General features: G+C 65.8%; 24 protein-coding genes and 2 tRNA genes. 18 read left to right on the top strand and 8 right to left on the bottom strand.

Annotated features, from left to right (window positions below):
• The first annotated feature begins 45 nt into the window (after nucleotides 1-45).
• The 8 genes from J4O76_RS22040 (at nucleotide 46) to J4O76_RS22005 (ending at nucleotide 6327) form a co-directional block, all read left to right on the top strand.
• Nucleotides 46-122 (top strand) — tRNA-His (locus J4O76_RS22040).
• A gap of 111 nt (nucleotides 123-233) precedes the next feature.
• A complete protein-coding gene (locus tag J4O76_RS22035) occupies nucleotides 234-1283 on the top strand; it encodes a Leu/Phe/Val dehydrogenase (RefSeq protein WP_121903357.1) in 1050 nt (349 codons plus the stop codon).
• Between the two features lie 178 nt (nucleotides 1284-1461).
• On the top strand, nucleotides 1462-2187 hold the full coding sequence (ccmC, locus tag J4O76_RS22030; RefSeq protein ID WP_426284243.1) for a heme ABC transporter permease CcmC: 726 nt from the start codon (nucleotides 1462-1464) through the stop codon (nucleotides 2185-2187).
• 97 nt (nucleotides 2188-2284) lie between these two features.
• Nucleotides 2285-2731, top strand: coding sequence for a cytochrome c maturation protein CcmE (gene ccmE / locus J4O76_RS22025; RefSeq protein WP_426284241.1), 447 nt, complete (start codon nucleotides 2285-2287; stop codon nucleotides 2729-2731).
• Entirely contained in the window at nucleotides 2728-4641 is a 1914-nt protein-coding gene (locus J4O76_RS22020; protein ID WP_426284239.1) for a heme lyase CcmF/NrfE family subunit, read from the top strand. The genes ccmE and J4O76_RS22020 overlap by 4 nt, the downstream gene beginning before the upstream one ends.
• Nucleotides 4638-5165, top strand: coding sequence for a DsbE family thiol:disulfide interchange protein (locus tag J4O76_RS22015; RefSeq protein WP_426284238.1), 528 nt, complete (start codon nucleotides 4638-4640; stop codon nucleotides 5163-5165). Before J4O76_RS22020 ends, J4O76_RS22015 begins: the two co-directional genes overlap by 4 nt.
• Before the next feature lie 137 nt (nucleotides 5166-5302).
• The gene (locus J4O76_RS22010) at nucleotides 5303-5683 is read left to right on the top strand and encodes a cytochrome c-type biogenesis protein (protein ID WP_426284237.1); all 381 of its coding nucleotides are present in this window, start codon (nucleotides 5303-5305) and stop codon (nucleotides 5681-5683) included.
• On the top strand, nucleotides 5599-6327 hold the full coding sequence (locus J4O76_RS22005; protein WP_426284236.1) for a tetratricopeptide repeat protein: 729 nt from the start codon (nucleotides 5599-5601) through the stop codon (nucleotides 6325-6327). Before J4O76_RS22010 ends, J4O76_RS22005 begins: the two co-directional genes overlap by 85 nt.
• A gap of 42 nt (nucleotides 6328-6369) precedes the next feature.
• On the opposite strand, the gene J4O76_RS22000 is transcribed toward J4O76_RS22005, so the two are convergent.
• Together J4O76_RS22000 and ald are read right to left on the bottom strand one after the other, a co-directional pair.
• On the bottom strand, nucleotides 6370-6588 hold the full coding sequence (locus J4O76_RS22000) for a DUF3072 domain-containing protein (protein ID WP_056058060.1): 219 nt from the start codon (nucleotides 6586-6588) through the stop codon (nucleotides 6370-6372).
• Between the two features lie 51 nt (nucleotides 6589-6639).
• Nucleotides 6640-7746: an alanine dehydrogenase gene (gene ald, locus J4O76_RS21995; protein ID WP_426284234.1), complete on the bottom strand. Its 1107-nt coding sequence runs from the start codon at nucleotides 7744-7746 to the stop codon at nucleotides 6640-6642.
• A 127-nt stretch (nucleotides 7747-7873) separates the two neighbouring features.
• Here ald and J4O76_RS21990 point away from each other — a divergent pair, with 127 nt between their 5' ends.
• From J4O76_RS21990 to J4O76_RS21965, 6 genes are all read left to right on the top strand, one after another.
• Complete coding sequence (locus J4O76_RS21990) at nucleotides 7874-8314, top strand: Lrp/AsnC family transcriptional regulator (RefSeq protein ID WP_056482500.1); 441 nt, start codon at nucleotides 7874-7876, stop codon at nucleotides 8312-8314.
• A gap of 287 nt (nucleotides 8315-8601) precedes the next feature.
• Nucleotides 8602-10500, top strand: coding sequence for a potassium transporter Kup (locus J4O76_RS21985; RefSeq protein WP_426284348.1), 1899 nt, complete (start codon nucleotides 8602-8604; stop codon nucleotides 10498-10500).
• Nucleotides 10501-10675: 175 nt separating this feature from the next.
• Nucleotides 10676-11197, top strand: a complete 522-nt coding sequence (locus J4O76_RS21980) for a 2'-5' RNA ligase family protein (RefSeq protein WP_426284232.1) — start codon at nucleotides 10676-10678, stop codon at nucleotides 11195-11197.
• Between the two features lie 66 nt (nucleotides 11198-11263).
• Nucleotides 11264-11340, top strand: a tRNA-Met gene (locus J4O76_RS21975).
• A 180-nt stretch (nucleotides 11341-11520) separates the two neighbouring features.
• The gene (locus J4O76_RS21970; protein WP_426284231.1) at nucleotides 11521-13893 is read left to right on the top strand and encodes an FdhF/YdeP family oxidoreductase; all 2373 of its coding nucleotides are present in this window, start codon (nucleotides 11521-11523) and stop codon (nucleotides 13891-13893) included.
• Nucleotides 13890-14678: a formate/nitrite transporter family protein gene (locus J4O76_RS21965; protein WP_426284228.1), complete on the top strand. Its 789-nt coding sequence runs from the start codon at nucleotides 13890-13892 to the stop codon at nucleotides 14676-14678. The genes J4O76_RS21970 and J4O76_RS21965 overlap by 4 nt, the downstream gene beginning before the upstream one ends.
• 33 nt (nucleotides 14679-14711) lie before the next feature.
• Here J4O76_RS21965 and fdhD read toward each other — a convergent pair whose 3' ends face one another.
• The 3 genes from fdhD to J4O76_RS21950 are packed head-to-tail and all read right to left on the bottom strand — an operon-like array spanning nucleotide 14712 to nucleotide 18300.
• Nucleotides 14712-15503 carry a formate dehydrogenase accessory sulfurtransferase FdhD gene (fdhD, locus tag J4O76_RS21960; RefSeq protein ID WP_426284226.1) on the bottom strand — a complete coding sequence of 264 codons (792 nt, stop codon included), beginning with the start codon at nucleotides 15501-15503 and terminating at the stop codon, nucleotides 14712-14714.
• Complete coding sequence (mobA, locus tag J4O76_RS21955; RefSeq protein WP_426284347.1) at nucleotides 15500-15985, bottom strand: molybdenum cofactor guanylyltransferase; 486 nt, start codon at nucleotides 15983-15985, stop codon at nucleotides 15500-15502. Before mobA ends, fdhD begins: the two co-directional genes overlap by 4 nt.
• A gap of 26 nt (nucleotides 15986-16011) precedes the next feature.
• Nucleotides 16012-18300, bottom strand: a complete 2289-nt coding sequence (locus J4O76_RS21950) for an FdhF/YdeP family oxidoreductase (RefSeq protein ID WP_426284224.1) — start codon at nucleotides 18298-18300, stop codon at nucleotides 16012-16014.
• A gap of 126 nt (nucleotides 18301-18426) precedes the next feature.
• Here J4O76_RS21950 and trxB point away from each other — a divergent pair, with 126 nt between their 5' ends.
• Nucleotides 18427-19395, top strand: a complete 969-nt coding sequence (gene trxB, locus J4O76_RS21945; RefSeq protein WP_426284223.1) for a thioredoxin-disulfide reductase — start codon at nucleotides 18427-18429, stop codon at nucleotides 19393-19395.
• Between the two features lie 105 nt (nucleotides 19396-19500).
• Here trxB and J4O76_RS21940 read toward each other — a convergent pair whose 3' ends face one another.
• From J4O76_RS21940 to J4O76_RS21930, 3 genes are read right to left on the bottom strand one after another with little or no spacing between them, the layout of a single operon-like run.
• Entirely contained in the window at nucleotides 19501-20277 is a 777-nt protein-coding gene (locus J4O76_RS21940) for a hydrolase 1, exosortase A system-associated (protein ID WP_426284222.1), read from the bottom strand.
• Nucleotides 20265-20942 (bottom strand): hypothetical protein, encoded by a 678-nt coding sequence (locus tag J4O76_RS21935; protein WP_426284220.1) that lies wholly within the window; start codon nucleotides 20940-20942, stop codon nucleotides 20265-20267. The genes J4O76_RS21940 and J4O76_RS21935 overlap by 13 nt, the downstream gene beginning before the upstream one ends.
• 29 nt (nucleotides 20943-20971) lie before the next feature.
• Nucleotides 20972-21250 carry an acyl carrier protein gene (locus J4O76_RS21930; protein WP_093397165.1) on the bottom strand — a complete coding sequence of 93 codons (279 nt, stop codon included), beginning with the start codon at nucleotides 21248-21250 and terminating at the stop codon, nucleotides 20972-20974.
• A 93-nt stretch (nucleotides 21251-21343) separates the two neighbouring features.
• Between J4O76_RS21930 and J4O76_RS21925 the strand changes: the two genes are divergently transcribed.
• The 3 genes from J4O76_RS21925 to J4O76_RS21915 all read left to right on the top strand — a co-directional run bounded on the left by J4O76_RS21925 (nucleotide 21344) and on the right by J4O76_RS21915 (nucleotide 24992).
• The gene (locus tag J4O76_RS21925) at nucleotides 21344-22984 is read left to right on the top strand and encodes an acyl-CoA ligase (AMP-forming), exosortase A system-associated (protein WP_426284219.1); all 1641 of its coding nucleotides are present in this window, start codon (nucleotides 21344-21346) and stop codon (nucleotides 22982-22984) included.
• Nucleotides 22981-24207 (top strand): pyridoxal-dependent decarboxylase, exosortase A system-associated, encoded by a 1227-nt coding sequence (locus J4O76_RS21920; protein WP_426284218.1) that lies wholly within the window; start codon nucleotides 22981-22983, stop codon nucleotides 24205-24207. Before J4O76_RS21925 ends, J4O76_RS21920 begins: the two co-directional genes overlap by 4 nt.
• A 140-nt stretch (nucleotides 24208-24347) precedes the next feature.
• Nucleotides 24348-24992 (top strand): XrtA/PEP-CTERM system exopolysaccharide export protein, encoded by a 645-nt coding sequence (locus tag J4O76_RS21915; protein WP_056058093.1) that lies wholly within the window; start codon nucleotides 24348-24350, stop codon nucleotides 24990-24992.
• The last annotated feature ends 7 nt before the right edge of the window (nucleotides 24993-24999 follow it).

The following is a 24999-nucleotide window of genomic DNA, read 5'->3' as shown; positions in this document are numbered from 1 at the left end:
GTTGACGCCGCCCGGCGACCCCCGCTAGGGGGCGATGCCTACGCGGCGGTCGTAGTTCAATTGGTTAGAGCGTCGGCTTGTGATGCCGGATGTTGCGGGTTCAAGTCCCGTCGGTCGCCCCATTTTCCCATTATTTTTCCGAGCCTCCCCAATGTGAGCGCTTTGAGCTGGTAAAACCCGCCGGAAAATAATATTTCGCTTCCCGGTAATTTTATTCTCCTCAGGAGCCGGCGATGACAGCGGTTTGGGACCTTCCCGATTTCGACGACCACGAGGGCGTTCATGCCTTCACCGATCCCGAATCGGGCCTGCACGCGGTGATCGCGGTGCACTCGACCAAGCTTGGGCCGGCAGCCGGCGGCGCACGCTTCTGGCATTATGCCGACAACGGCCGCGCGGTGACCGACGCCTTGCGCCTGTCGCGCGGCATGAGCTTCAAGAACGCGATGGCGGGCCTGGAGCTCGGCGGCGGCAAGGGCGTGGTTCTCGCGGCCAAGCCCGGCGACGTCATCACGACCGCCCAGCTCGAGGCGTTCGGCCGCGCGGTCGATTCGCTCGGCGGGCGCTACGTGACGGCCGAGGACGTCGGCATGTCCGAAGACCGCATGAAGGTGATCGCCAGCCAGACGCGCTACGTTTCGGGCCTGCCGGTCGCGAGCGGCGCTGCGGGTGGTGATCCGGGGCCGTACACCGCGCTCGGCATCTATCTCGGCGTGAAGGCGGCGGCCCAGCGCGGCCTCGGCGCGACCGACATGAAGGGCGTGCGCGTCGCGATCCAGGGCGTCGGTTCGGTCGGCGGTGGGCTCGCGCGGTTGCTGGCCAAGGACGGCGCGGTGCTGACGCTGGCCGACGTCGACGAGGGCCGGGCGCAGAAGCTGGCGGCTGAGCTCGGCGCGACCGCGGTGGCGGCCGAGGCGATCCTGACGACCGAAGCGGATATCTTCAGCCCGAACGCGCTGGGCGCGATCCTGACCGAGATGTCGATCGCGGCGCTGAAGGCAAAGGTCGTCGCGGGCGGCGCGAACAACCAGCTGAGCGTTCGTGAAGACGGTGCTCGGCTGCATGCTCGCGGCATCCTGTATGCGCCGGATTATGTGATCAACGCAGGCGGGATCATCAACGTCGGCCTTGAGTATCTGGGTCACGGCGACGAGGCCGAGGTGAAGGCCCGGATCGCGCGCATCCCCGAGCGCTTGATCGAAGTCTGGAACGAGAGCGACCGCACCGGCCAGCCGGCGTCGGACGTGTCGGACTCGATCGCCAAGCGCCTGATCGGCCGGTAACGGTCCTTCTCCCCTCCGGGGAGAAGGTGGCACGCAGTGCCGGATGAGGGGCGGTTTGGTAAACGACCCTAGCCTCACTCCCCCTCACCCTCCCACCGCAAGTGGGGCGGGCCCCTCCCTCTCCTCGACGGGAGAGGGGCTTTAAGTCCGCGATGACTTGCCATAATGGCTGTCCCCAGTGGCCACCCTACACGCCTTCGCAAACCCGGCGCGCTTCCTGAAGATCGCCAAGCCGTTGACGCCAGCGCTGTTCTGGGCTGGCGTCGCGCTGATCGTGCTGGGCTGCTGGGCAGGCCTGACGCAAACCCCGCCCGACTATCTCCAGGGCGAGACCGTCCGCATCCTCTACATCCACGTCCCCGCCGCCTGGCTCGGCATGGGCGGGTGGAGTGGGATCGCGATCTCCAGCATCATGTTCCTGGTCTGGCGCCACCCGCTCGCCAATGTGGCCGCGCGCGCGATCGCTCTGCCGGGCGCGGTGTTCGCCGCACTGTGCCTGATGACCGGCTCGATCTGGGGCCGTCCGACCTGGGGAACGTGGTGGCAGTGGGACGGCCGGCTGACCTCGATGCTGCTGCTGTTCTTCGTCTATCTCGGCTACATGGCGCTCGCGAAGGCCGATGCCGATCGTGGCGGCGACGGGCGCGTGCCGGCGCTCTACGGGATCGCCGGGTCGGTTCTGCTGCCGATCATCCGCTATTCGGTGGTGTGGTGGAACACGCTGCACCAGGGGCCGAGCATCGGCCTCACGCAATCGACCATCGACGGTTCGATCCTCTGGCCGCTGCCGATCATGCTAGCCGGCTTTACCTTCGTGTTCGCCGGCATCGTGCTGATGCGGATGCGGACGATGCTGGCCGTGGCGAAGTCCGAAGCCCGCATGCGTCGGATGGCGCGAGCATGAACCCTTGGCCATTCGTGACTGCCGCGTATGTCGTGACTCTGGGAGGCGGCGCGATCATCGCGTTGTTGAGCTACCTCGCGATGCGTAGGGCCGAGAAATGAAGGCCAAGCATCAACGCCTGACGCTGGCGCTGCTGGCGCTCGGCGCGGTCGTCGTCGCGGGACTGCTCGCGCTGTCTGCGCTCAAGGACCAGGCCGCGTTCTTCTACGCGCCCTCCGACGTTCGCCGCGACGGCCTCCCGCTCGGGCGTGCGGTCCGGCTCGGCGGGATGGTCGAGGGTGGTTCGGTGAAGCGCGCCGCGGACGGCATCACCGTGCATTTCACCGTCACCGACGGTCAGGCGACCACACCGGTCGTGTTCGCCGGCATCGTCCCGGACCTGTTCCGCGAAAAATCGGGCGTCGTCGCCGAAGGCCAGTTCCAGCCCAACGGCAGCTTCGTCGCGTCGAACCTGCTCGCCAAGCACGACGAAAAATACATGCCGCCGCAAATGGCCGGCAAGATGCACGAGACCAAGACGCTCGAACCGGACGCCAAGCAATGATCGCCGAAGCAGGCCTAGCCGCGCTCTGGTTCGCAGGCGCGCTCGCGGCGTTGCAGCTCGTGATGGCAGCGATCGGCATCGCACGCGGTCGTGACGATGTCGCGGCGGCGGTCCGGCCGGTGGCGATCGTCCAGGGCCTGCTCGCACTGCTCGCAATGGCGCTGCTGATCGAGCTATTCCTGGATTCGGACATGTCGGTAAAGCTGGTCGTCGAGAACAGTCATTCGGCCAAGCCCTGGCTCTACAAGTTCGCCGGGGCATGGGGAAATCACGAGGGCTCGATGCTGCTCTGGGTGACGATTCTAGGGTTGGCCGGTGGCGCGGTCGCGATCTTCGAACGCTCGCTGCCCGAACGTACGCTCACCGCCACGCTCGGCGCGCAGGCGACGATCGCGCTCGGCTTCTACGCGTTCCTGCTGTTCTCCTCGAACCCGTTCGCGCGATTAAACCCGGCGGCCGCCGACGGCCTCGGGCTCAACCCGCTGTTGCAGGACCCCGGCTTGGCGTTCCATCCGCCGACGCTTTACACCGGCTATGTCGGTCTCTCCGTCGCGTTCTCGTTCGCGGTCGGTGCCCTCGTCACGCGCGACGTCGGCCCGGCGTTCGCGAAGGCGATGCGCCCCTGGGTGCTGGTCGCGTGGATATTCCTGACGCTCGGCATCACCGCCGGATCGTACTGGGCGTATTACGAGCTCGGCTGGGGCGGTTGGTGGTTCTGGGATCCGGTCGAGAACGCGTCGTTGATGCCGTGGCTCGCCGCGACCGCATTGCTCCATTCGGTAACCGTGCTCGCGACCCGCGACGGTCTGCGTGCGTGGACGATCATGCTGGCGGTCGTGGCATTCTCGATGTCGATGATCGGCACGTTTTTGGTGCGCTCGGGCATCCTGACGAGCGTGCACGCCTTCGCGGTCGACCCCGAGCGCGGCGCGTTCATCCTGGCGTTGCTCGCGATCTACATCGGCGGGGCGCTCGCGTTGTTCGCCGCGCGGATCGGCACGGTCCGTGCGGGCACGACCTTCGATCCGGTCAGCCGCGAGGGCGGGCTGGTCGCGAACAACCTGCTGTTGTCGGTGATCCTCGGGATCGTCCTGATCGGCACGCTCTACCCGATCGTCGCGGCGAGCTTCGGCGTGCAGCTGTCGGTCGGGCCGCCGTTCTTCAACAAGGCGGCGGGGCCGATCGCGCTGCTGCTGGTCGCGGTGATGGCTGTCGGTCCGCTGCTGCGCTGGCGGCGTGACGATGCGAAGGCGGTGCTGCGCCGCGTGATGCTGCCGATCGGCGCAACGCTGGCTGCGGCAATCGCGCTCCTGTTCGTTTGGCCCGGCGTGCTGCCGTGGGCGGGGCTGTCGCTGGCCGCCGGTCTTGCCGTCGCCAGCATTGCGCCTCTTTGGAAGCGCAATCTCAGGCGCACGCCGCTTTTCACCTACGGCATGGTCATCGCGCATCTCGGCATTGCAGTCAGCCTCGCCGGTATGGCGTCGGACAGCGCCTTCACCAAGGAAACGCTGGTCGCGGTGCGCGCGGGCGAACCAGCGCGGGTCGGTCCGTACACCGTGACGCTCGACGGCATTTCGCCGGTGATCGGCGAGAACTGGTCGGCACTGGAAGCGCGGCTCACCGCGACACGCGGCGGCAGCGAGAGCATCCTGCGCCCGCAACTCCGCTTCTTCGCCAACCCGCCGACGAGCACGAACGAGTCCGCGATCCTGACGGTGCTCGACGGACAGCTCTATACCGTACTCGGCCAGCCGGACGGGCAGGGGCGCTGGCAGCTTCGCCTCTGGTGGAAGCCGTTCGTTACACTGATCTGGTTCGGTGGCGTGCTGATAGCGCTCGGCGGTATGCTGTCGCTGCTCGGCCGGGTGCGGCGCGAGCGACGTGCCGCGATACGGGCTGAATGGGCATGAAGCGGTTCGCACTCTGGGCACCGCTGGCGATCTTCGCGCTGCTGTTCGCGGTGGTCGCGAGCGGGCTGTTCAGGCCCGCGGAAAAGGTGGTGCGATCGGCGATGGTCGGCAAACCGCTTCCCGATTTCGCCCTGCCCGCGATGGTCCCCGGCAAGCCCGGCCTGACCAGCGCGTCGTTCCGGCAGGGCAAGCCGCGGTTGCTCAACGTGTTCGCGAGCTGGTGCATCCCGTGCATCGCCGAGGCGCCGCAGCTGATGCGGCTGAAGGCGATGGGCGTGCCGATCGACGCGATTGCGATCCGCGACACCGCCCCGGCGATTAGCGGTTTCCTCCGCCGCAACGGCGATCCGTACGAGCGGATCGGCAGCGATCGGGCCAGCCAGGTGCAACTGGCGCTGGGCTCGTCGGGCGTGCCGGAGACGTTCGTGATCGACGGCCGCGGGATCGTCGTGAAGCAGATCATCGGCGATATCCGGCCGGAGAATGTGCCGGAGATCGTGCAAGCCGTGAAGGACGCGAAGTGAGGGGCTCGCACTTCATTCCCCTCCCGCTTGCGGGAGGGGCTAGGGGAGGGGCTTCTCGTATCTCACCAAGCACCCGCGCGCGTCATGCCCTCCCCCGGCCCCTCCCGCGAGCGGGAGGGGAGGTTCTTGCCGCGCTATTGCTCTGTATCTCGCCGGCCTTCGCCCAGCCGGTCATCCCACTAGCGCATTACGCCAACGTGCAACTCGCCGACCCGGCCAAGGAAGCCTCCGCCCGAGCGCTCATGGAAACGCTGCGCTGCCTCGTCTGCCAGGGCCAGTCGATCGCCGACAGCGATGCCGATATGGCGGCCGACATGCGCGCGCTCGTCCGCGAGCGAATCGAGCGTGGCGAAAAGCCTGCCACGATCCGCGACTGGCTGATCGCACGCTACGGCGACTACGTGACGTACGATCCGCCGTTATCGGGGCTCACATGGCCGTTGTGGCTAGCGCCGATCCTGCTGCTCGGCATCGGCGGCTGGATCGCACGGTCGAGCTTCCGGCGGAGGACACGCTGATGGGTTACGTCTGGCTGGCCGCGATCGGCGCCGGTGCGTTTGCGCTGCTCGCGGCATTGAAGGTGAACCGCGTTCTTTGGACGATGGTCGCGGCGGCGCTGATGCTCGGTGCGGCGGGGTATGCGTGGCAGGGGCAGCCAGGACTTGCCGGCCATGAAGCGTCGCCCGGGCTTGCAGCAACGCCGGACGACAGCGCGATGCTCGAACTGCGCGACCAAATGCTAGAGCGGTATACGGGCGCGGCAGCGTACCTGGTTGCGGCGGACGCGATGACGCGGATCGGCGACCGGCGCGCGGCTGTGCAGGTGTTGCTCGGAGGGCTCAGGATCGCCCCGAAGAGCGTGGTGATGTGGACGGGCCTCGCCAACGCGCTGGCGGCGCACGATGCCAACCAGGTTTCGCCGCCCGCGTTGTTCGCCTTTCAGCAGGCAATGCGGTTGGCGCCGAAGCATCCTGCTCCGCCGTTCTTTCTAGGGCTGGCGTATGTGCGGGCGGGTGAGTTCGCGACGGCTCGGCCATATTGGGCGAGGGCGCTGGCGTTGACACCGGCCAACATCTCATATCGGGGCGAGATCGCCACTCGGCTCGCGTTGCTGGATCGGTTTCTGGCTATTCAGGATACGCCGAACGCAGGTCAAAAATAATCCCGTCATCCTGGCGCAACCCAGAATGACGGGATGAAGCGCTTACTGCCCGCGGCCGGTCTTCGACTGCAACTCGTCGATCTTCTTCGACGCATCCGCCTTGGTGAGCGTCTCGTCGAATTCCTCATGCGCTTCCTCGGACAGCGTCTTGAGGTAGCTCGCCTGCGCACCGGTCATCTTCTCGTCGCCGGTGGTCCAGTCGTCCGGGTCCTTCTCGGCGTTCGAGAATGGTTCGGACTTGGGGTTCGGGGTGTCGGACATTGGAAATTCCTTTCCCCTGTCCAACACCCGTGTTCCGTATCCGTTCCCGAGTCAGCCCGCCCAAGCTTCGCAAGGTAAACCTAGATCATCGGCGACCGCCTTGTACGCGATCTTGCCCTTGTAGACGTTCAGCCCGTTGGCGAGGTGCGGGTCGGCCTTCATCGCTGCCTCGGCGCCCAAATTGGCGAGCTTCAGCGCGAACGGCAGCGTCGCATTGTTGAGCGCGAATGCCGACGTGCGCGCCACGGCGCCCGGCATGTTGGCGACGCAGTAATGGATCACGCCGTCGACCTCGAACACCGGATCCTCGTGCGTCGTCGCGTGCGACGTCTCGAAGCACCCACCCTGGTCGATCGCGATGTCGACCAGCACCGAGCCGCGCTTCATCGTCTTCAGCATCTCGCGCGTGACGAGCTTCGGCGCAGCCGCTCCCGGCACCAGCACCGCGCCGATCACCAGATGCGCGTTCTTCACAGCCGCCGCGATCGCGGCCTTCGACGCATACGCCGTCTTGATCTGGCTGGAGAAGAACATGTCGAGTTCGGCGAGGCGATCGTTCGAGATGTCGTAGATCGTCACGTCGGCGCGCATGCCGACCGCCATCTGCGCCGCGTTGACGCCCGAGACGCCGCCACCGAGAATCGCGACCTTGGCCGGCGCAACACCGGGAACGCCGCCGAGCAGCACGCCACGTCCGCCCTGCTCCTTCTCGAGATAATGTGCGCCGACCTGCACCGACATGCGGCCTGCGACCTCCGACATCGGCTTCAGCAACGGCAGGCCGCGACGATTGTCGGTGACGGTCTCGTACGCGATGCAGGTCGCGCCGGACTTCATCAGCCCCTCTGCCTGCGGCTTGTCGGCGGCGAGATGGAGATAGGTGAACAGCAGGTGGCGCGGTTCGAGCATCGCGATCTCGCCCGGCTGCGGCTCCTTCACCTTCACGATCATGTCGGCGCCGGCGAATACGGCAGCAGCGGTCGGCAGGATCGTCGCGCCCGCGTCGATATAATCCTGGTCTTCGAAATCGATGCCGGATCCGGCCAGCGTCTCGACGACGACCTCGTGACCGGCGGCGACCAGTTCGGCCACCGATGGCGGGGTAAGGCCGACGCGATATTCGTGGTTCTTGATTTCCTTGGGGACACCGACGCGCATTGATTCCACTCCATTATCGTTTGCGCCATACTAGCGCGCCTTGGACGGGAAGGGTTCGCAAACTGGTCGCGGTGCGATACCGCATCTGCAAGATGATTGCATCCGTCGTCGCCAAAACGGGATAATCTTGAGCATCACGATCGAACGCAGGATACTGGACCTGCTCGCCGCCAATTCCGACCTGACCAGCGCGGAGCTTGGCGACGCGGTCGGCCTGTCGGCAAGCGCCGCGCATCGCCGGGTCGCGCAGTTGCGGGAGAGCGGCGCGATTACCGGCTATCGTGCGGTATTGTCGCAGGCCGCGCGCGGCGATCCGAGCATCGTGCTCGTCAACGTCACGCTGCGCGATCAGCGCAAGGAGACGATGGCGGCGTTCGAGGCGGTAATCGTCGAGTGTCCGCAGGTCGTGCAATGCTTCCTGATGAGTGGGGAGGCGGATTACATGCTCCACGTCGAGATCCGCCACGGCGAGACGTTCGAGCGCATCCACCGCGAGACCTTGTCGCAACTGCCGGGGGTGACGCGGCTGGCGTCGCATTTCGTGATCCGAGAGGTGATCAGGCGCTAGTGTTTTCCTGCGAACGCAGGAATCCAGGGTTAAGAACGACGGCGCCCGTGACCCTGGGCTCCTGCGTTCGCAGGAGAACGGAAGGGGGTGCGTTATGCCCTCAAGCGCCGGTCCGATCAGCCCCAGTTAATCCACGTTGCCCGCCTCGCCGTTGCCGCCTTCCAGCCCTCATGCTAAATGCGCGCGCTTGGGGCACAGGGTGAAATCGGAAATTCGATGAAGATTGCTGCACTTCCGGGTCGATTCACCGTCCAGTGAGCGTCGACCAGACCGCCGCGGCTTCGACCGTGCCACCCGCCAATCTCGATCTCGAGACGGGGCATCATAACTCGGACGGCATGCTGAAGCTCGCCTTCGGTGCGATCGGCATCGTCTTCGGCGATATCGGCACGAGCCCGCTCTACGCCTTCCGCGAGACCTTCGCTGGCCACCACAAGCTCGCGCTCGACGCCGCGCACATCATGGGCGTCATCAGCCTGATGTTCTGGTCGATGATGATTGTCGTGACGGTCAAGTACGTCATCATCATCATGCGCGCCGACAACAAGGGCGAGGGCGGCAGCCTCGCGCTGCTCGCACTCGTCTCGGGCAAGACCAAGACCAAGCGCTGGAGCAAGGGCATCATCCTGCTCGGCGTGTTCGCGACGGCGCTGTTCTACGGCGACAGCATGATCACGCCCGCCGTCTCGGTGCTGTCCGCAGTCGAAGGCCTCGCCGTCGCCGCGCCCGCTTTCGGCGGCCTCGTGCTGCCGATCGTGATCGTCATCCTGATCGGACTGTTCTGGGTGCAGAAGAGCGGCACCGCGCGCATCGGCCTCGTGTTCGGGCCGATCATGCTGGTGTATTTCAGCGTCATCGCGGTGCTCGGTATCCTCAGCATCGTCCAGACCCCCGAGGTGCTCTGGGCGCTGTCGCCGCACTACGCGGTCGAGTTCTTCATCATCGACCCGGAGCGGGCGTTCCTCGCACTGGGCTCGGTCGTCCTCGCGGTCACCGGCGCGGAAGCGCTGTACGCGGACATGGGCCATTTCGGTCGCAAGCCGATCGGCCTGTCGTGGCTGTTCTTCGTGCTCCCCGCGCTGATCCTCAACTACATGGGGCAGGGCGCACTGCTGTTTCGCGACGGCCGCGAGGCGCTGGTCAGCCCGTTCTACAACCTCGCCCCCGAGAGCCTCCAGCTCCCGCTCGTCATCCTCGCGACGATGGCCGCGGTGATCGCCTCGCAGGCGGTAATATCGGGCGCGTTCTCGGTAACGCAGCAGGCGATCCAGCTCGGCTTCATCCCGCGCCTCCGGATCGAGCACACCAGCGCCTCGACCGCAGGCCAGATCTACATCCCGCTCGTCAACGGCGCGCTGATGGTGATGGTGATCCTGCTCGTGCTGTTCTTCCGCACCTCGTCGAACCTGACGAGCGCGTATGGCATCGCGGTGACCGGCGCGATGTTCATCGACACGTGCCTGCTCGGCGTCGTGCTGTTCCGCCTCTGGAACTGGCCGAAGATCGCCGCGATCCCGCTGCTGGCGATCTTCTTCACCGTCGATGGCGCCTATTTCGCGGCGAACCTCACCAAGGTCCCCGCAGGTGGGTGGTTCCCGCTGCTGGTCGGGTTCATCATCTTCACGTTCCTGACGACCTGGTCGAAAGGGCGCCAGCTGATGATCGACCGGATGCACGAGGCAGCGATGCCGATTAAGGTGTTCATCGGCTCGGCAGCGAGTTCGGCGTCGCGCGTGCCGGGGACCGCAGTGTTCATGACCTCAACCGCCGACGGCGTGCCGCATGCGCTGCTCCACAATCTCAAGCACAACAAGGTGCTGCACGAGCGCGTCATCCTGCTCACCGTCAAGATCGTCGGCCAGCCCTATTGGCCAGCGCATGACCGTGCGGTGCGCGAGGAGCTTGGCGATGGCTTCCACCGCCTCGTGCTGCGCTACGGCTTCATGGAGGACGCCGACGTGCCCGCGGCGCTGCGCCAGGTCCATAATTGCGGCGCGGACTTCAAGATGATGGACACCAGCTTCTTCCTGTCGCGCCAGACGCTGCTCGCGTCGGACAAGCCCGGCATGATGATCTGGCGCGAAAAGCTGTTCGCGTGGATGCTGCGCAACGCGGAAAGCGCGATGGAGTTCTTCCGCCTGCCAACCAACCGCGTCGTCGAGCTGGGTAGCCAGGTCGAGATTTGATGGCTCCTTCGGTCCACCTCGTAAGCCTCAGCTTGATAGGCACGTATCATCTGCAAACAGTAATACCCCCCCGGCGAAGGCCGGGGCCCAATGGGAGAGGTTGCAGTAACGAAGCGCAGCGATCGTCATTGACGTTCCCCAATTGGGCCCCGGCCTCCGCCGGGGGGGAGCCTCTATGACGGCTGTGCCAACCGAAGTAGCCCCGATCATCGTCACCGCCTTGTTCGGCCGCAAGGACACCGCGTTCTTCGACTCGATGCGCCGCGAGCATTTCCCGCCCGAGCGCAACCAGCTCGACGCGCACCTGACGCTGTTCCACCACCTGCCGCCCTCGGGCCTCGACGAGCTCAAGCACCGGCTCAACCAGGAAACGCGCGGCATCCGTGCTCCACAGGCGCGCGTGGGCGGCCTGATGTCGCTGGGTCGCGGTGTCGCCTACCGGATCGAGTCCCCCGATCTCGTCGGTATCCGCGCGCGCCTCGCGGACGCGTTCACCGGCATGCTCACCCCGCAGGACGCCGGCGGCTGGCGTCCGCACGTCACGATCCAGAACAAGGTCAGCCCGCAAGTCGCCAAGCTCCTGCTCGGCAATCTGCAGCGCGATTTCACGACGAAGGACGTCGAAATCGTCGGTCTGGGCGCGTGGTGGTATCGCGGCGGACCGTGGGAAGCGATTTCCCGGCACATGTTCGCTTGACCGCCTCGAAACCGCTTCCTATAGGCCGCGCCTCGCAGGGAAGAACGCTTCCCTGACGGACGGTACGGCGAAGTAGCTCAGTTGGTTAGAGCACGGGAATCATAATCCTGGGGTCGGGGGTTCAAGTCCCTCCTTCGCTACCATTTCAGACCTGGCGCATGGCGCCGCCGGCACATCCCCGCAGACCGACGCAAGCGATCACCAACTGCGGGAAACTCGTCTTCGCAATCGCAAAATGCGCTTCTATTGCCTTGGGTTAATGGTCAGCCAGTGTGCCGCATCTTGGGCGCACGCGTCGGCCCGGCCGTTCGGGAGATACGAGTATGCGCGACAAACGCCCTGATGGGATCGCCGATTATACGGGTCCGGCTGGTGGCTGGGGCGCGCTGAAGGCGGTTGCCGTCTCGCTCAAGGCGCAGCAGATCGTCGTCCGCGGCGGCCAGACGCTCCTGAAGTCGAACCAGCCAGACGGCTTCGATTGCCCGAGCTGCGCATGGCCCGACCCGAAACATACCTCCTCCTTCGAATTCTGCGAGAACGGCGCGAAGGCCGTCGCATGGGAATCCACCGCCAAGACGATCGGCGCGGACTTCTTCGCCACGCACAGCGTGTCGGACATCTGGAAGCAGAGCGATCACTGGATCGAGGACCAGGGCCGCGTCACCGAGCCGCTCCGCTACAACGCCGCCACCGATCACTATGAGGTCGTGAGCTGGGCGGATGCGATGCGCGAGATCGGCGCAGGCCTCGCCGCCGTCCCCGATCCCAATCAGGCGGAGTTCTACACCTCGGGCCGCTGCTCGAACGAGGCGGCGTTCCTGTTCCAGCTGTTCGTGCGGCTCTACGGCACCAACAACTTCCCCGACTGCTCGAACATGTGCCACGAGGCGACGTCGGTCGGGCTGCCGAAGTCGATCGGCATCGGCAAGGGCACCGTCAGCCTTGAGGATTTCGACCACGCCGACCTGATCCTGTCGATCGGCCATAACCCCGGCACCAACCATCCGCGGATGATGGCGACGCTGCGCGAAGTGTCGAAGCGCGGCGGTAAGATCATCGTCTTCAACCCGCTCAAGGAACGTTCGCTCGAACGCTTCGAATCGCCGCAGTCGGTGGTCGAGATGGCGACGATGTCGGCAACCCCGATCGCGAGCAGCTATTACCAGGTGAAGGTCGGCGGCGATGCAGCCGCGCTGAAGGGTATCGCCAAGGCGCTGGTCGCGCTCGACGAGGCGGCCAAGGTCTCTGGCGGCGAGCGCGCGCTCGATCACGCGTTCATCGCCGAGCATACCGCGGGGCTCGACGACTATATCGCCGATCTCGCCACCACCGAATGGGCGGATATCGAGCGCTCCAGCGGGCTCTCGCAGAAGGACCTCGAAGAAGTCGCGCTCGCCTATTCGAAGTCGAAGTCGACGATCTGCTGCTACGGCATGGGCGTCACGCAGCATCGCACCGGCACGACCAACGTCCAGCAGATCGCCAATCTGCTCCTGCTCCGCGGCAATATGGGCCGGCCAGGCGCGGGCATCTGTCCGCTGCGGGGCCACAGCAACGTCCAGGGCGACCGCACCGTCGGCATCACCGAGCGGCCGATGCCCCTGCTGCTCGACAACATGCGCGACGTGTTCGGATTCGAACCACCCCGGGAGCATGGCCATTCGGTGGTCGAGAGCATCGCGGCGATGCGCGACGGCCACGCCAAGGCGATCGTCTGCCTCGGCGGCAACCTCGCTATCGCCTCGTCCGATCCGCAGGCATGCGCGGAGGGCTTCCGCAACCTCGACCTCGCGGTCCACATCACCACCAAGCTCAATCGCACGCAGTTGCTGATGGCGAAGGCGACCTACGTCCTGCCGTGCCTCGGTCGGACCGAACTCGACATGCAGGCGACCGGCCAGCAATCGGTCACGGTCGAGGATTCGATGTCGATGGTCCACGCCTCTCGCGGCTTCCTGATGCCACCGGGCGACAACGTGAAGTCGGAGATCTGGATCGTCGGCGAGATCGCCAAGGCGACCTTCGCCGCCAAGGGCCGCGCGCCGGTCGAGATCGACTGGGATGCCTATGTCGGCGACTACAGCCTGATCCGCGACAAGATCGAGGCGGTGTTCCCCGCGTTCGCCGACTACAACGCACGTATCCGCAAGCCGGGCGGCTTCCACCTGCCGAACTCGGCGGCGATGCGCGAGTGGAAGACGGATAGCGGCAAGGCGAACTTCATCGTCGCCAAGGGCGTCGAGGAGGACGAAAGCGCGGGCGATCCGACCGTTTTGCGTCTGACGACGCTGCGCGCGCACGATCAGTACAACACCACCGTCTACAGCCTCGACGACCGCTATCGCGGCGTATTCGGGCGCCGCGACATCCTGTTCATGAACGAGCGCGACATGGCACGGCTCGGGCACAAGGAAGGCGACGTCGTCGACATCGCCACCGCGCTTCAGTTCGCCCGGCCCGACCGCGTCGTGCAGAAGCTGATGCTGGTCCGCTACGCTTTGCCCGATGGTTGCGTCGCTTCCTACTACCCCGAGACGCAGCCGTTGATCGCGCTCGAGGATCACGATCCGCAGAGCTTCACCCCTTCCTACAAATCCATCCCGGTGACCGTCCGTCCCGCCGCCGCCGACATGGGTTCGGATCGCGGCGTGGTGCGCGCGGGGATCGTCGGGCACGAGAGTAAAGTACACGCATGAGCACCGGCTATTCGTCGACGATCGACACCTACGCGACCCTAGCTGCGACCAAGGCGGAGGCGTTGCGGCGCTCTCCCGCGGGGTTCTTCGCTGGCGCGATCCTAGCGGGCACGTATATCGGCATTGCGATGATCCTCGCGCTCAGCACGGGCTCGGGCCTCGAACCCGGCGTGCGACCGTTGGTGATGGGCGCGACCTTCGGGCTCGGGCTCATCCTGACCGTGTTCGCCGGGGCTGAACTGTTCACCGGCTATGTGATGTATCTCGGCTTCGGCCTCGCACGCCGGACGATCACGATCGGCGACGCGCTCAAGCTCGCCGCCGTCGTGTGGATCGGCAACCTTGTGGGCGGCGTCGTGCTGTCGGTGGTGTTCGCGGCAGGCGGTGGCGGTGCCATCTTCGCCAACGCAGATACGATGTTCCACGGCTATGTCCTGCATAAGGTGTCGGTCGACGCGACCGCGCTGATGGCGCGTGCGATCCTGTGCAACTGGCTCGTCTGCCTCGCGATCTGGACCGCGGCACGGATGACCGGCGACACCGCCAAGTGCATTGCGATGGCCTGGATTCTGCTCGCGTTCGTCGCCGCCGGGTTCGAGCATTCGGTCGCCAACATGACCGCGCTGACGCTCGGCCTGCTGGTGCCCAACTCGTCGATCGACCTCGCCGGCATGGTCCGCAATCTTGCCATCGTCACCGTCGGCAACACGATCGGTGCCTTGGTCTTCGTCGTCGGCGGCTATCTGGTCGCGTCGAAGACGGACGCGGTGCAGGCCGCTAAGTAACCGCGTTTTCGCGTAGCAGCGGCGGCCCTGCTGCTACGCGAACATCTCCCACGGATCGTTGACGACAAGGATCGCGTCGCTGCGGGCGAGCGCGAGCAATGTCAGGCCGTGCTCGCGCGCATGATCGATCGCCAGGCTGGTCGGTGCGGAGATGCCCACCAGCATCGGCGCACCGGCGATCAGTGCCTTATCGACCATCTCGAAACTGATTCGCGACGTGACGAGGATGAAGCCGGCGATAGGCTGCCCCGTGATCGCGATGCCGCCGACGAGCTTGTCGAGCGCATTGTGACGGCCGACGTCTTCATACGCTGCAACGATCCGACCCTCGCGATCGCAGGCGGCGGCGGCGTGGATCGCGCCCGTAGCCGCGTTCAGAGGCTGGTGGGCGCGTAACCCACCCAGCGCGGCGAACAGCGCGTCCACAGGCGTGCCGGGCTTGGGCGGCGTCTGTGGGACCGGTTTGCGGATCTGTTCGAGCCCGGAGATCCCACAGAGCCCGCAACTTGTGTCGCTGGTCCGGTGGCGAACGCGGTCGTGAATGCGGCCCTTGCATCGCTCGGACAGTCCGACGCGGACGATCCAGCCAGCCTCCGCCTCGAAGACATCGATGTCGCGCACGTCGTCGGCGCTGTCCGCGAGCCGCTCGGTCAGCAGAAAGCCGGTCGTGAATTCGGCCAAGTCGGCGGGCGTCATCATCATCACCGCATAGCCGAGCCCGTCGATCTCGATCGCGACCGGAACTTCGACGGCAATGGCGCGCTCGCCCGCGGTAATCGAATCAGGCCGCAGGATCTTGATCGCTTCGTTGCGCGACGTACTCATAAGATATCGAGGTCCTGCGGCGTGTTGACGTTCGGAATAGGCGCACCCGCCGGGATCGGGATAGCGCCAATCGCCTCCGCCCATCCGCGCACCGATCGCCGCGGCACGGCCTCGATGTGGGTCAGCAAATTGCCGAGCAAACCCGTCTCCCAATGCCCGAGCACCGGAGCGTCGGGGCAATAGGCAGAGGCACGTCGGGACAGCACCGTCAGCAACCCGTCCGGCAGCCACGGCATGTCGCACGCAATCGTCAGCACCGAGGTGAACCCGCGCGAGCCCGCATAACCGAGCGCGCCAGCGATGCCCCCCAATGGCCCAATATTCGGACTTGGCAGGTCAGGTATCGCGCCGTCGCGTCCCGCGATCACCGCGGTCTCGACATGAGGCGACAGCAGCGCCCGTGCATGCTCAGCCAGCACGCGTCCGTCCAACACCGCCATCGCCTTGTCGGACCCGAAGCGCGACGACCTCCCGCCAGCCAGTACGACACCCAGAATGCGCTGCTCGGTCAGCGCGTCTTCTCGATCCGCACCGGCACGGATTTCGCTGCCGGAACATGGCTTTCGCGGGCATGGTGAGCAACCGGTATGAGCAAATTGCACTCGGGGTAATACGCACCGAGGCAGCCCTCGGGGATCGCATATTCGACCACGCGGAGCTTGTTCAGGCGGCGGTCCGAATTGCCGCCGGCGTCACCGACCAGATCGACGTCGTCGCCATCGGTGATCCCCATCCGGATCATGTCGCTGCGGTTCATGAACACGATGTCGCGCGTACCCTTCACGCCGCGGAAGCGGTCGTGATAGCCATACACGGTCGTGTTGAACTGGTCGTTCGACCGCAGTGTCATCAGCCGGAAGCGGCCCTCCGCTTCCTCGAACCCGGTGACGTTCAGCGCCTGTGGGACGTTGATCTCCGCCTTGCCGCTCTTCGTCTTCCACTCGCGATGTGCCGCCGGAACGCCCTTCCAGAAGCCACCGGGCGTGAACATCTGGTCGTTGAAGTTCTTGAACAGGCCTGGATACGTCACCTCGATCGCATCGCGAACCCGCGCATAATCGCGCACCCACGCATCCCAATCGAGCTTGGGATTGGGCGCGAGCGTCGCCTTGGCAATCCCCGCGACGATCGCAGGCTCCGATAGCAGCGTCTCGGAAGCCGGCGTCGCCTTGCCCTTCGACCCGTAGATCTGGCTGAACGAATCCTCGATCGACACGCTCTGCGGCCCGGTGCCCTGCATGTCCGTCTCGATCCTGCCGAGGCAGGGGAGCAGATACGATGTCTCGCCCGGCAGAAGGTGCGAGCGGTTGAGCTTGGTCGCGATATGCACCGTCAGGTCGAGCGCGCGCCACTTCGGCTCCATCCGCGCATGATCCGGGATCGCGCGCACGAAATTGCCACCAAGACCGACGAACGCCTGCGCGCTGCCGTCGAGCACCGCTTCGCACGCCTCGACCGTATCCCAACCCTTCTCACGCGGCGGCTCGAAGCCATATTGCTCGGCAAGCTTGTCGAGCGGCGCGAGTTCGGGCTTCTCGGTGATGCCGACGGTGCGCTGGCCCTGCACGTTCGAGTGACCGCGGACCGGCCCCATGCCGGCACCCGGCTTGCCGATATTGCCGCGGAGCAGCATCAGATTGACGAGCATGTGCACGTTGTCGATCCCGCCGACATGCTGCGTCAGCCCCATGCCGTACACCGCGATGACCGCCTTGGACTTGGCATAGACCTTCGCCGCCGCCTCGATCTCGGTACGGGGCAGGCCGCTCTCATGCTCGATCGTCGCCCACTCGGTTGCGCGCGCGACATCGGCGAACGCCTCGAACCCGGTGGTGTGCTCGGCAAGAAACGCATGATCGAGCACCGGCAAGCCGTTGATCCGCTTGGCGTTGTCGTCGGCTTCGATCAGGTATTTGCACATCCCCATGATCGCGCCGACGTCGCCGCCGGTCTTCAGCTGGTGATATTGCGAGGCGATCGGCGTCGACTTGCCCGTCACCATCTCGATCGGGTTCTGCGGATCCTGGAATTTCTCCAGCCCGCGCTCCTTTAGCGGATTGAACACGACGATCTCGACGCCACGCTTCGCACAATCGCGCAGCGGATGCAGGAACCGGGGGCTGTTAACCCCGGGGTTCTGCCCGAAATAGAAAATCGCGTCGCACTTCTCATAGTCCGACAGGTGGATCGTGCCGACCGCCGACCCGATCGCCGACTTCAGACCGACCGAGGTCGTCTCGTGGCACATGTTCGAACTGTCGGGCAGGTTCTGACTGCCGTACATCCGCGCGAGCAGGCTATACATGTACGACGTCTCGAGGCTGGCGCGGCCCGACGCGTAGAAGATGACCTTGGTCGGATCATAGGTCTTCAGCTTGGCGCCAATGCCCGCGAACGCCTCGTCCCAACTGCACGCCGCATACTTGTCCGTCGCGGCATCATACTTCAGAGGGTGCGTCAGCCGCCCCGCCTGTTCGAGATCGTAATCCTTCCAGCCGATCAGCTCGCTGACGGTGTGCTGCTCGAAGAACGCCGGCGTCACGCGGAACGAGGTCAGCTCCCAAGCCGTCGCCTTCGCACCATTTTCGCAGAACTCCGCGACATGTGGATGCGCGGGCTTGCCCCACGCGCAACTCACGCACGCAAAGCCATCCGGCTTGTTCTGCCGGGCGAGTTCGCGGATCACCTCAGGCCCGACCTTCTCGCGCGCGGAAATCTCGACGAGCGACTTCATCGACCCCCAGCCGCCTGCTGGTGCCGTGTAATCCTCGATCTCTACGGTCCGGTCGTCGCTCATGCTTATCTCCGCTTTTATAGTCCAACGCAGTGGCAAAGCTTTCGATGCAGGCACCACAGATTTACCGGCGGTTCAAATCCGGACGCGCATCCCCTAGATGCAGTCTCGAATCTCCAAGGAACTCCGATGACGACGCACACGACCCGCATGCTTATCCTCGGCTCGGGCCCCGCCGGGCTCTCCGCCGCGATCTATGGCGCGCGTGCCGGGATGGCGCCGATCGTCGTGCAGGGCATCCAGCCCGGCGGCCAGCTTACGACGACCACCGACGTCGAGAACTATCCCGGCTTCAAGGACGTGATCCAGGGGCCGTGGCTGATGGAGCAGATGCAGGCACAGGCCGAGCATGTCGGCACGCGGATGATGTGGGACACGATCGTGCAGGTCGATCTGACCAGCCGCCCGTTCCGTCTGATCGGCGACAGCGGCGACGTGTATGAGGGCGACACGCTGGTGATCGCGACCGGTGCGCAGGCGAAGTGGCTCGGGATCGACAGCGAAGAGCCGATGAAGGGTAAGGGCGTCAGCGCCTGCGCGACCTGCGACGGGTTCTTCTACCGCGGCAAGAAGGTCGCCGTCATCGGTGGCGGCAACACCGCGGTCGAGGAGGCGCTGTACCTCACCAATCATTCGCCCGACGTGACGCTGATCCACCGTCGCGATTCGCTGCGCTCGGAAAAGATCCTCCAGGAGCGGCTGTTCGCGCACAAGGGCGTGACCGTGCTCTGGAACAAGGAGGTTCGCGAGTTCGTCGATGGTGGCGGCAATGCAGGCCTGGTCGCGCTGGAACTCGAGGACACGGTGACCGGCGAGCGTTCACGGCTCGCAGTCGATGGCGGGTTCGTGGCGATCGGCCACCATCCTGCAACCGAGCTGTTCCGCGGGCATCTGGAACTCGATTCGGACGGGTACATCTCGGTCGAGACCGGCTCGACCCGGACCAACGTCGAGGGCGTGTTCGCGTGCGGCGACGTCGCGGACAAGGTGTATCGGCAGGCCGTGACGGCGGCCGGGACGGGCTGCATGGCGGCGCTGGATGCCGAGCGCTTCCTCGCGGCAGCCGAGTTTGCTGAGTTGGCCGAAGCCGCGGAATAACGCCCGCGTCCTTCGTCATCGTCATCCTGACGAAAGTCAGGACCCAGAGTTCAGAACGATAGCGTTCAAGGCTCTGGTCCTGCCGTTCGTCCGGATGACGCGCTGCTACTCCTGCTCGATCCCGTCGACGATCGCGGCGTGGAGCGCTGCGGCGTTCTCCGCCCCGGCAAAGCTATGGGACGCCGTGTCGAACCGCTTCACTTTCGCGCCACCGCGATACCGTGCGGCAAAGGCGATCGCGGTCGCGTCGCCCGTCGCAAGGACGATGGCGGCGTCGTTGTGCCAGCCGTCAAGTGCGGTCAAGACGTTGGTCGCTAGTGAAGCACGCTCTTCAGTCTTGGCGGTCACAACTCTTTTCAAGCCTCTGAGAAGCTTGGCAATGCTGACCCGTCCCGTCAGCGCGCGTCGCCAGGTTGCGGGGTCGCGTAGCGCGCTGTGATAGCGAGCCCGGATCGCGGCGGCAGGGGGGAGGTCGTCGACCGGTTGAACGACCCAGGGATTCGCGACGATGATCCGGTCGATCCCCGCCGATCGTCCGAACAGCGCGAGCGTGCTGGCGGCGTCGCAATTGCCGAAACCGACCAACCGGCTGACCCCCGGTGCCGCGCGGCGGAACGCGGCGACGGCTGCGATCAGGTCAGGTTCGGCGCTGAGGAAGCCCTTATTGTCGCCCGTCGAGTCGCCCACGCCGCGGCGGTCGTAACGGAACACGGGTATGCCAGCGGCGGCCAGTCGATGCGCCAGCATCGCCATGCCGCGATGTGCGCCGCTGCGGATTTCATTGCCGCCGGACACGATGAGCAGTCCTGTAGACCCGTCTGCCTCATCCAGCGTCGCGGCAAGGCTTTCGCCTTCGCAAGCGAACGCGATCAGCGTTCGCACGATGCAATCCAGTGTGAGATGTCGCCAGCAAGTATTTGAGCCAATGAGATATCATTGTCCGGCTCCGACCGGCGCCACAGGGGCGCTGCCGCATATTTCACGTCTGCGTCGCGCGGGTCGGATTCGAGCCGGACACCTCGCAGGGGGCCGGTTCCAGCATAGGGTGTGGCGTCGCGGAGGTCGGCTAGCATTTCGCGGGACAGCGTGTTGCCCGCATAGTCGGGTTCGCTGGCGCGAGCGGAGCGGGAGGCCACCCGCGCGCGGTCCAGTTCACGCAACAGGTCTTCGCCCGTTTGCGGGGACAGCTGCCATCGTCCGGCGAGGGCCGCGTCGGTATCGAAAAGCGCGCCGCTTCTTATCGAAAGGCCGTAAATGTTCCGGCCAAGTTGTTGAGCAAGATCGGTATAGGCTGTCCGCTGGTCGCGGAGTCGCGCTTCGCCTGTGACAACGATGCTCTCGCCGATGCCGGGGAGATCGGGAACCACGCTGCTGATCCCAATGACCGCGAGTGCGCGTAGAATCGTGACGAGGAACTGGCGGGTCCGGTTCGCTTCTTCGAACAGCGGGAGGGCGCCGATGACGATCGGGCCGGCATCGGCGCCGAACCGCAGCATCGCTTCGCGGCCGCCGCTCCAGTCATAGGTATCGAAGCGCAGGGCGGTCATCCTGGGTGAGGCTAGACCCCCCTTTGAAGCTAGACCAGTGCCTTGCTCGCTGCAAACTGGACGAGCGCGCCGAACGTCTCGAGCATCTCGCCGTCAATCTCGTCGTCCTCGATCAGGATGCCGAGCCGGTCCTCGAGTTCGGTCAGCACGCTTGCGACCGCCATCGAATCGAGCTCGGGCAGCGCGCCGAACAGCGGTGTGTCGGCGGTGAACGCAGCGACGCGGTCCGCGCTCAGACCGAGGATATCGGCGAGGACGGCGCGTACCGTCGTTTCGACTTGGGAAGTGCCTTCGAAGATCACGAGCATCGCCTGAACGGTTAGGAACCCGGCCCCGCTAGCGTGTGGGGGTGAATTCGGCAACGGGTTCGCGCTAACGGGGCTTGGCGCTATTAGGGGCGCATGATCGCGCTCGACCCCAAGCCGTACCCTATCGACCACATCGCGCTGCGTGGTGCGCCTGACGCGATTGCGCTGGTCGACAAGGCGGGCGCGATGACCTTTGCCGAGCTCGAGGCAGGGGTCGGTGAACTGGCGGGGTGGCTCGCTGCCCGGGGGCTGTCGGCGGGCGACCGCGTCGCGACGTGGCTGCCGAAGACGCGCGTCGCCTGCCTGATGCCGCTCGCGGTGGCGCGAGCGGGGCTGGTGCATGTGCCGGTCAACCCACTGCTCCGGCGAGCGCAGGTCGCGCATATCCTGGGGGACAGCGGCGCTCGCTTACTGGTGACCCAAAGCGCGAGGGCCGGGACGCTAGACGATGGCGACGTACCGGACGGCTGCGCGATCGTAGACGAGATGGATCCTCTTTCTCTGTTCCCTCGCGAACGCGGGGGCCCAGGATTGCAGAACGCGACGCCCGTGATTCCTGGCCCCCCGCCTCCGCGGGGGAACGGAATGATGGGTCCCTCCGACGCTGACCCCGATACCCTGGCCGCAATCCTCTACACGTCCGGTTCCACCGGCCGGCCGAAAGGCGTGATGCTAAGCCACGCAAACCTGTGGCTCGGCGCGATCTCCGTCGCGCACTATCTGAAGCTGAAGCCCGAAGACCGCGTGCTCGGCGTACTCCCCTTGTCGTTCGACTACGGCCAGAACCAGCTACTCTCCACATGGGCGGCCGGCGCGTCGGTAGCGCCGCTCGACTACCTCGTCGCACGCGACGTGGTGAAGGCGGTCGAGCGGGTCGAGGCGACGACGCTCGCGGGCGTGCCGCCCTTGTGGGTTCAGCTACTGGAAGCGGAGTGGCCGGCGGAAACCGCCGCTCGGTTGAAACGCCTGACCAACTCGGGCGGCGCATTGACGCCGCGACTCGTACGGGGCCTGCGCGAGCGGTTGCCGGCGGCGAAGATGTACGCGATGTACGGGCTGACCGAGGCGTTCCGATCGACCTATCTCGACCCGGCGCTAATCGATACGCATCCCGACGCGATGGGGCGCGCGATCCCGTTCGCCGAGGTCTCAGTGGTGAAACCCGACGGCACGCGCGCCGCGCCGGGGGAGGCGGGGGAACTCGTGCATGCGGGCCCACTCGTCGCGCAAGGCTATTGGCAGGATGCGGAGCGGACGGCGCAGCGGTTCCGCCCGGCTCCCGGTGGCAACGGCATGGCGGTCTGGTCAGGGGATACCGTCGTCGAGGGCGAGGACGGCTTGCTCCGATTCGTTGGCCGCGATGACGAGATGATCAAGAGCGCAGGCAACCGGATCAGCCCGCTCGAGGTCGAGGAGGCGGTGCTGGCAGGCGGCGAAGCGCGCGAGGCGGTCGCGGTCGGCGTGCCGGACGAGCGGCTGGGGCAGGCGATCGTCGTGATGCTGGCGGGGGATGCGAGCGAGGAGGCGACGTTGCGGGCGCGGTTGCGGACTGCTCTGCCGAGCTTCATGCAGCCGGGGATATACCTCTGGCGGGACGAATTACCGCGTAATGCCAATGGGAAGTTGGATCGGTCTGCCATTGCGTCGGAGGTAAAAGCTTGTTCTCCCGCGAAGGCGGGAGTCCAGTCTGGGCCCCCGCCTTCGTGGGGGAACACGGAAGGGAGCGCGTCATGAAACCGATGGGTGCTCTTCCTCCTGAGTTTGCTGCGCAGTCGGGGGCGCTAACGATCGGCGATCGGCCTGCCGATGGTTGGGCTGTAGAGGCCAGTGACACTCCGCTGTTCGTCTACGACATGGCGATCGTCGCTGCGCGCATCGCGCGGTTTCGTGCGGCGATGCCGGCGATCGACCTCCATTACGCGATAAAGGCCAATCCGCACGCCGACCTGCTGACCGCCATCGCACCGCTGGTCGACGGGCTCGACGTCGCTTCCTCGGGCGAACTCGCGAAGGCTATGATCGTCAAACCCGCCGCGTCGATCAGTTTCGCGGGCCCCGGCAAGCGCGACGACGAACTCGCCCCCGCGATCACCGCCGGCGCCACGCTCAACGTGGAATCTGAAGGCGAGGCGGCGCGGGCGTTCGCGATCGGCGAGCGGCTCGGCCACACACCGCGCATGGCGGTCCGCGTAAACCCCGACATCGAACTCCGCGGTTCGGGCATGCGAATGGGCGGTCGCGCATCGCCGTTCGGAGTCGATGCGGTACGGGCGGCAGCGCTTGTGAAAGCGATCGTCGCAGCGGGCGCGGACTGGCGCGGGTTCCATATCTACGCCGGCAGCCAGGCGCTCGATGCCGGTGCGATCATCGAGACGCACGCGGCGACGATCGCACTCGCGGCACGCCTGGCGGACGAAGCGGGCGCTGCGCCGCCGCTCGTCAACCTCGGCGGCGGTTTCGGCGTGCCCTATTTCAACGGCGACATGCCGCTCGACGTCGAGCGCGTCGGCGAGGCGCTAGCCGAAGCGCTCGCATTCCGCCCCGCGATCCTCACCGAAACACGATTCGCGATCGAACTCGGCCGCTGGCTCGTGGCCGAAGCGGGCGTCTACCTGACCCGCGTCATCGACATGAAGCAAAGCCAAGGCGAGACCTTTGTCGTCGTCGACGGCGGCCTCAACCACCAGCTCGCCGCCAGCGGCAATTTCGGCACCGTGGTCCGCCGCAACTACCCGATCGCGGTCGCGGCGCGGATGGGCCACGCGCCGACCGAAACCGTCTCCGTCGTCGGTCCGCTCTGCACCCCGCTCGACCGGCTCGGCGACAAGGTCGCGCTCCCCCCCGTCCATGTCGGCGACCTGATCGCGATCTTCATGGCGGGTGCCTACGGGGCGAGCGCCAGCCCGAGCGCGTTTCTCGGGCATCCACCAGCGTCCGAGATCGTTACTGGTATATAAGGTGCAGTTGCAGTGCCTTGGCGGGGCATGGTTACGGGGCGCTCCTAACGCTATCTTCACCTGTTACTTGCATAGCGAAGGCTGAGTTAGCCGCCCGTCGGGCAACCGATGGACGGTGCGGCGCCAGGAGAAAGTTACCCATGCGTTCCGGATCTGTATCGAAATCCCTGCTGACCCTAGGCCTCGCCGCGACCACGCTCGGCGCGTGCACCACCGGCAGCACGCCGCCCGCACTGCCGCCCGCCTCGTTCGTCGCGAAGCAGGAATTGCCGGGCGAGGAATATGTGATCGGCCCGCTCGATCAGCTCAACATCTTCGTCTGGCGCAATCCAGAACTGTCGTCGAAGGTCCAGGTGCGTCCCGACGGCCGGATCACGACGCCGCTGATCAACGACCTGCCCGCGGTCGGCAAGACCCCCGCGATGCTCAGCGACGACATCAAGAAGGCGCTGGGGGCCTATATCAAGGACCCGATCGTCTCGGTGATCGTCGAGAATTTCAGCGGCACCTACAGCCAGCAGGTCCGCATCGTCGGCGCGACCGAGAAGCCCGCGTCGATCCCGTACCGCGCCAACATGACTCTGCTCGACGCGATGATCGCGGTCGGCGGGCTCAGCCAGTATGCGGCGGGCAACAAGGCACGGCTGGTGCGCTACGATCGCGCGACCGGTAAGCAGACCGAGTTCGGGTTGCAGATCAACAACCTGCTGAAGAAGGGCGACTCGTCGGCCAACGTCCGGCTCGCGCCGGGCGACGTGATCATCATCCCCGAATCGATGTTCTGAGGCGATC

This window comes from Sphingomonas sp. NFX23, assembly GCF_049887795.1.
Taxonomy (GTDB): Bacteria; Pseudomonadota; Alphaproteobacteria; order Sphingomonadales; family Sphingomonadaceae; genus Sphingomonas.
This window is presented reverse-complemented; position numbering and strand designations above follow the sequence as displayed.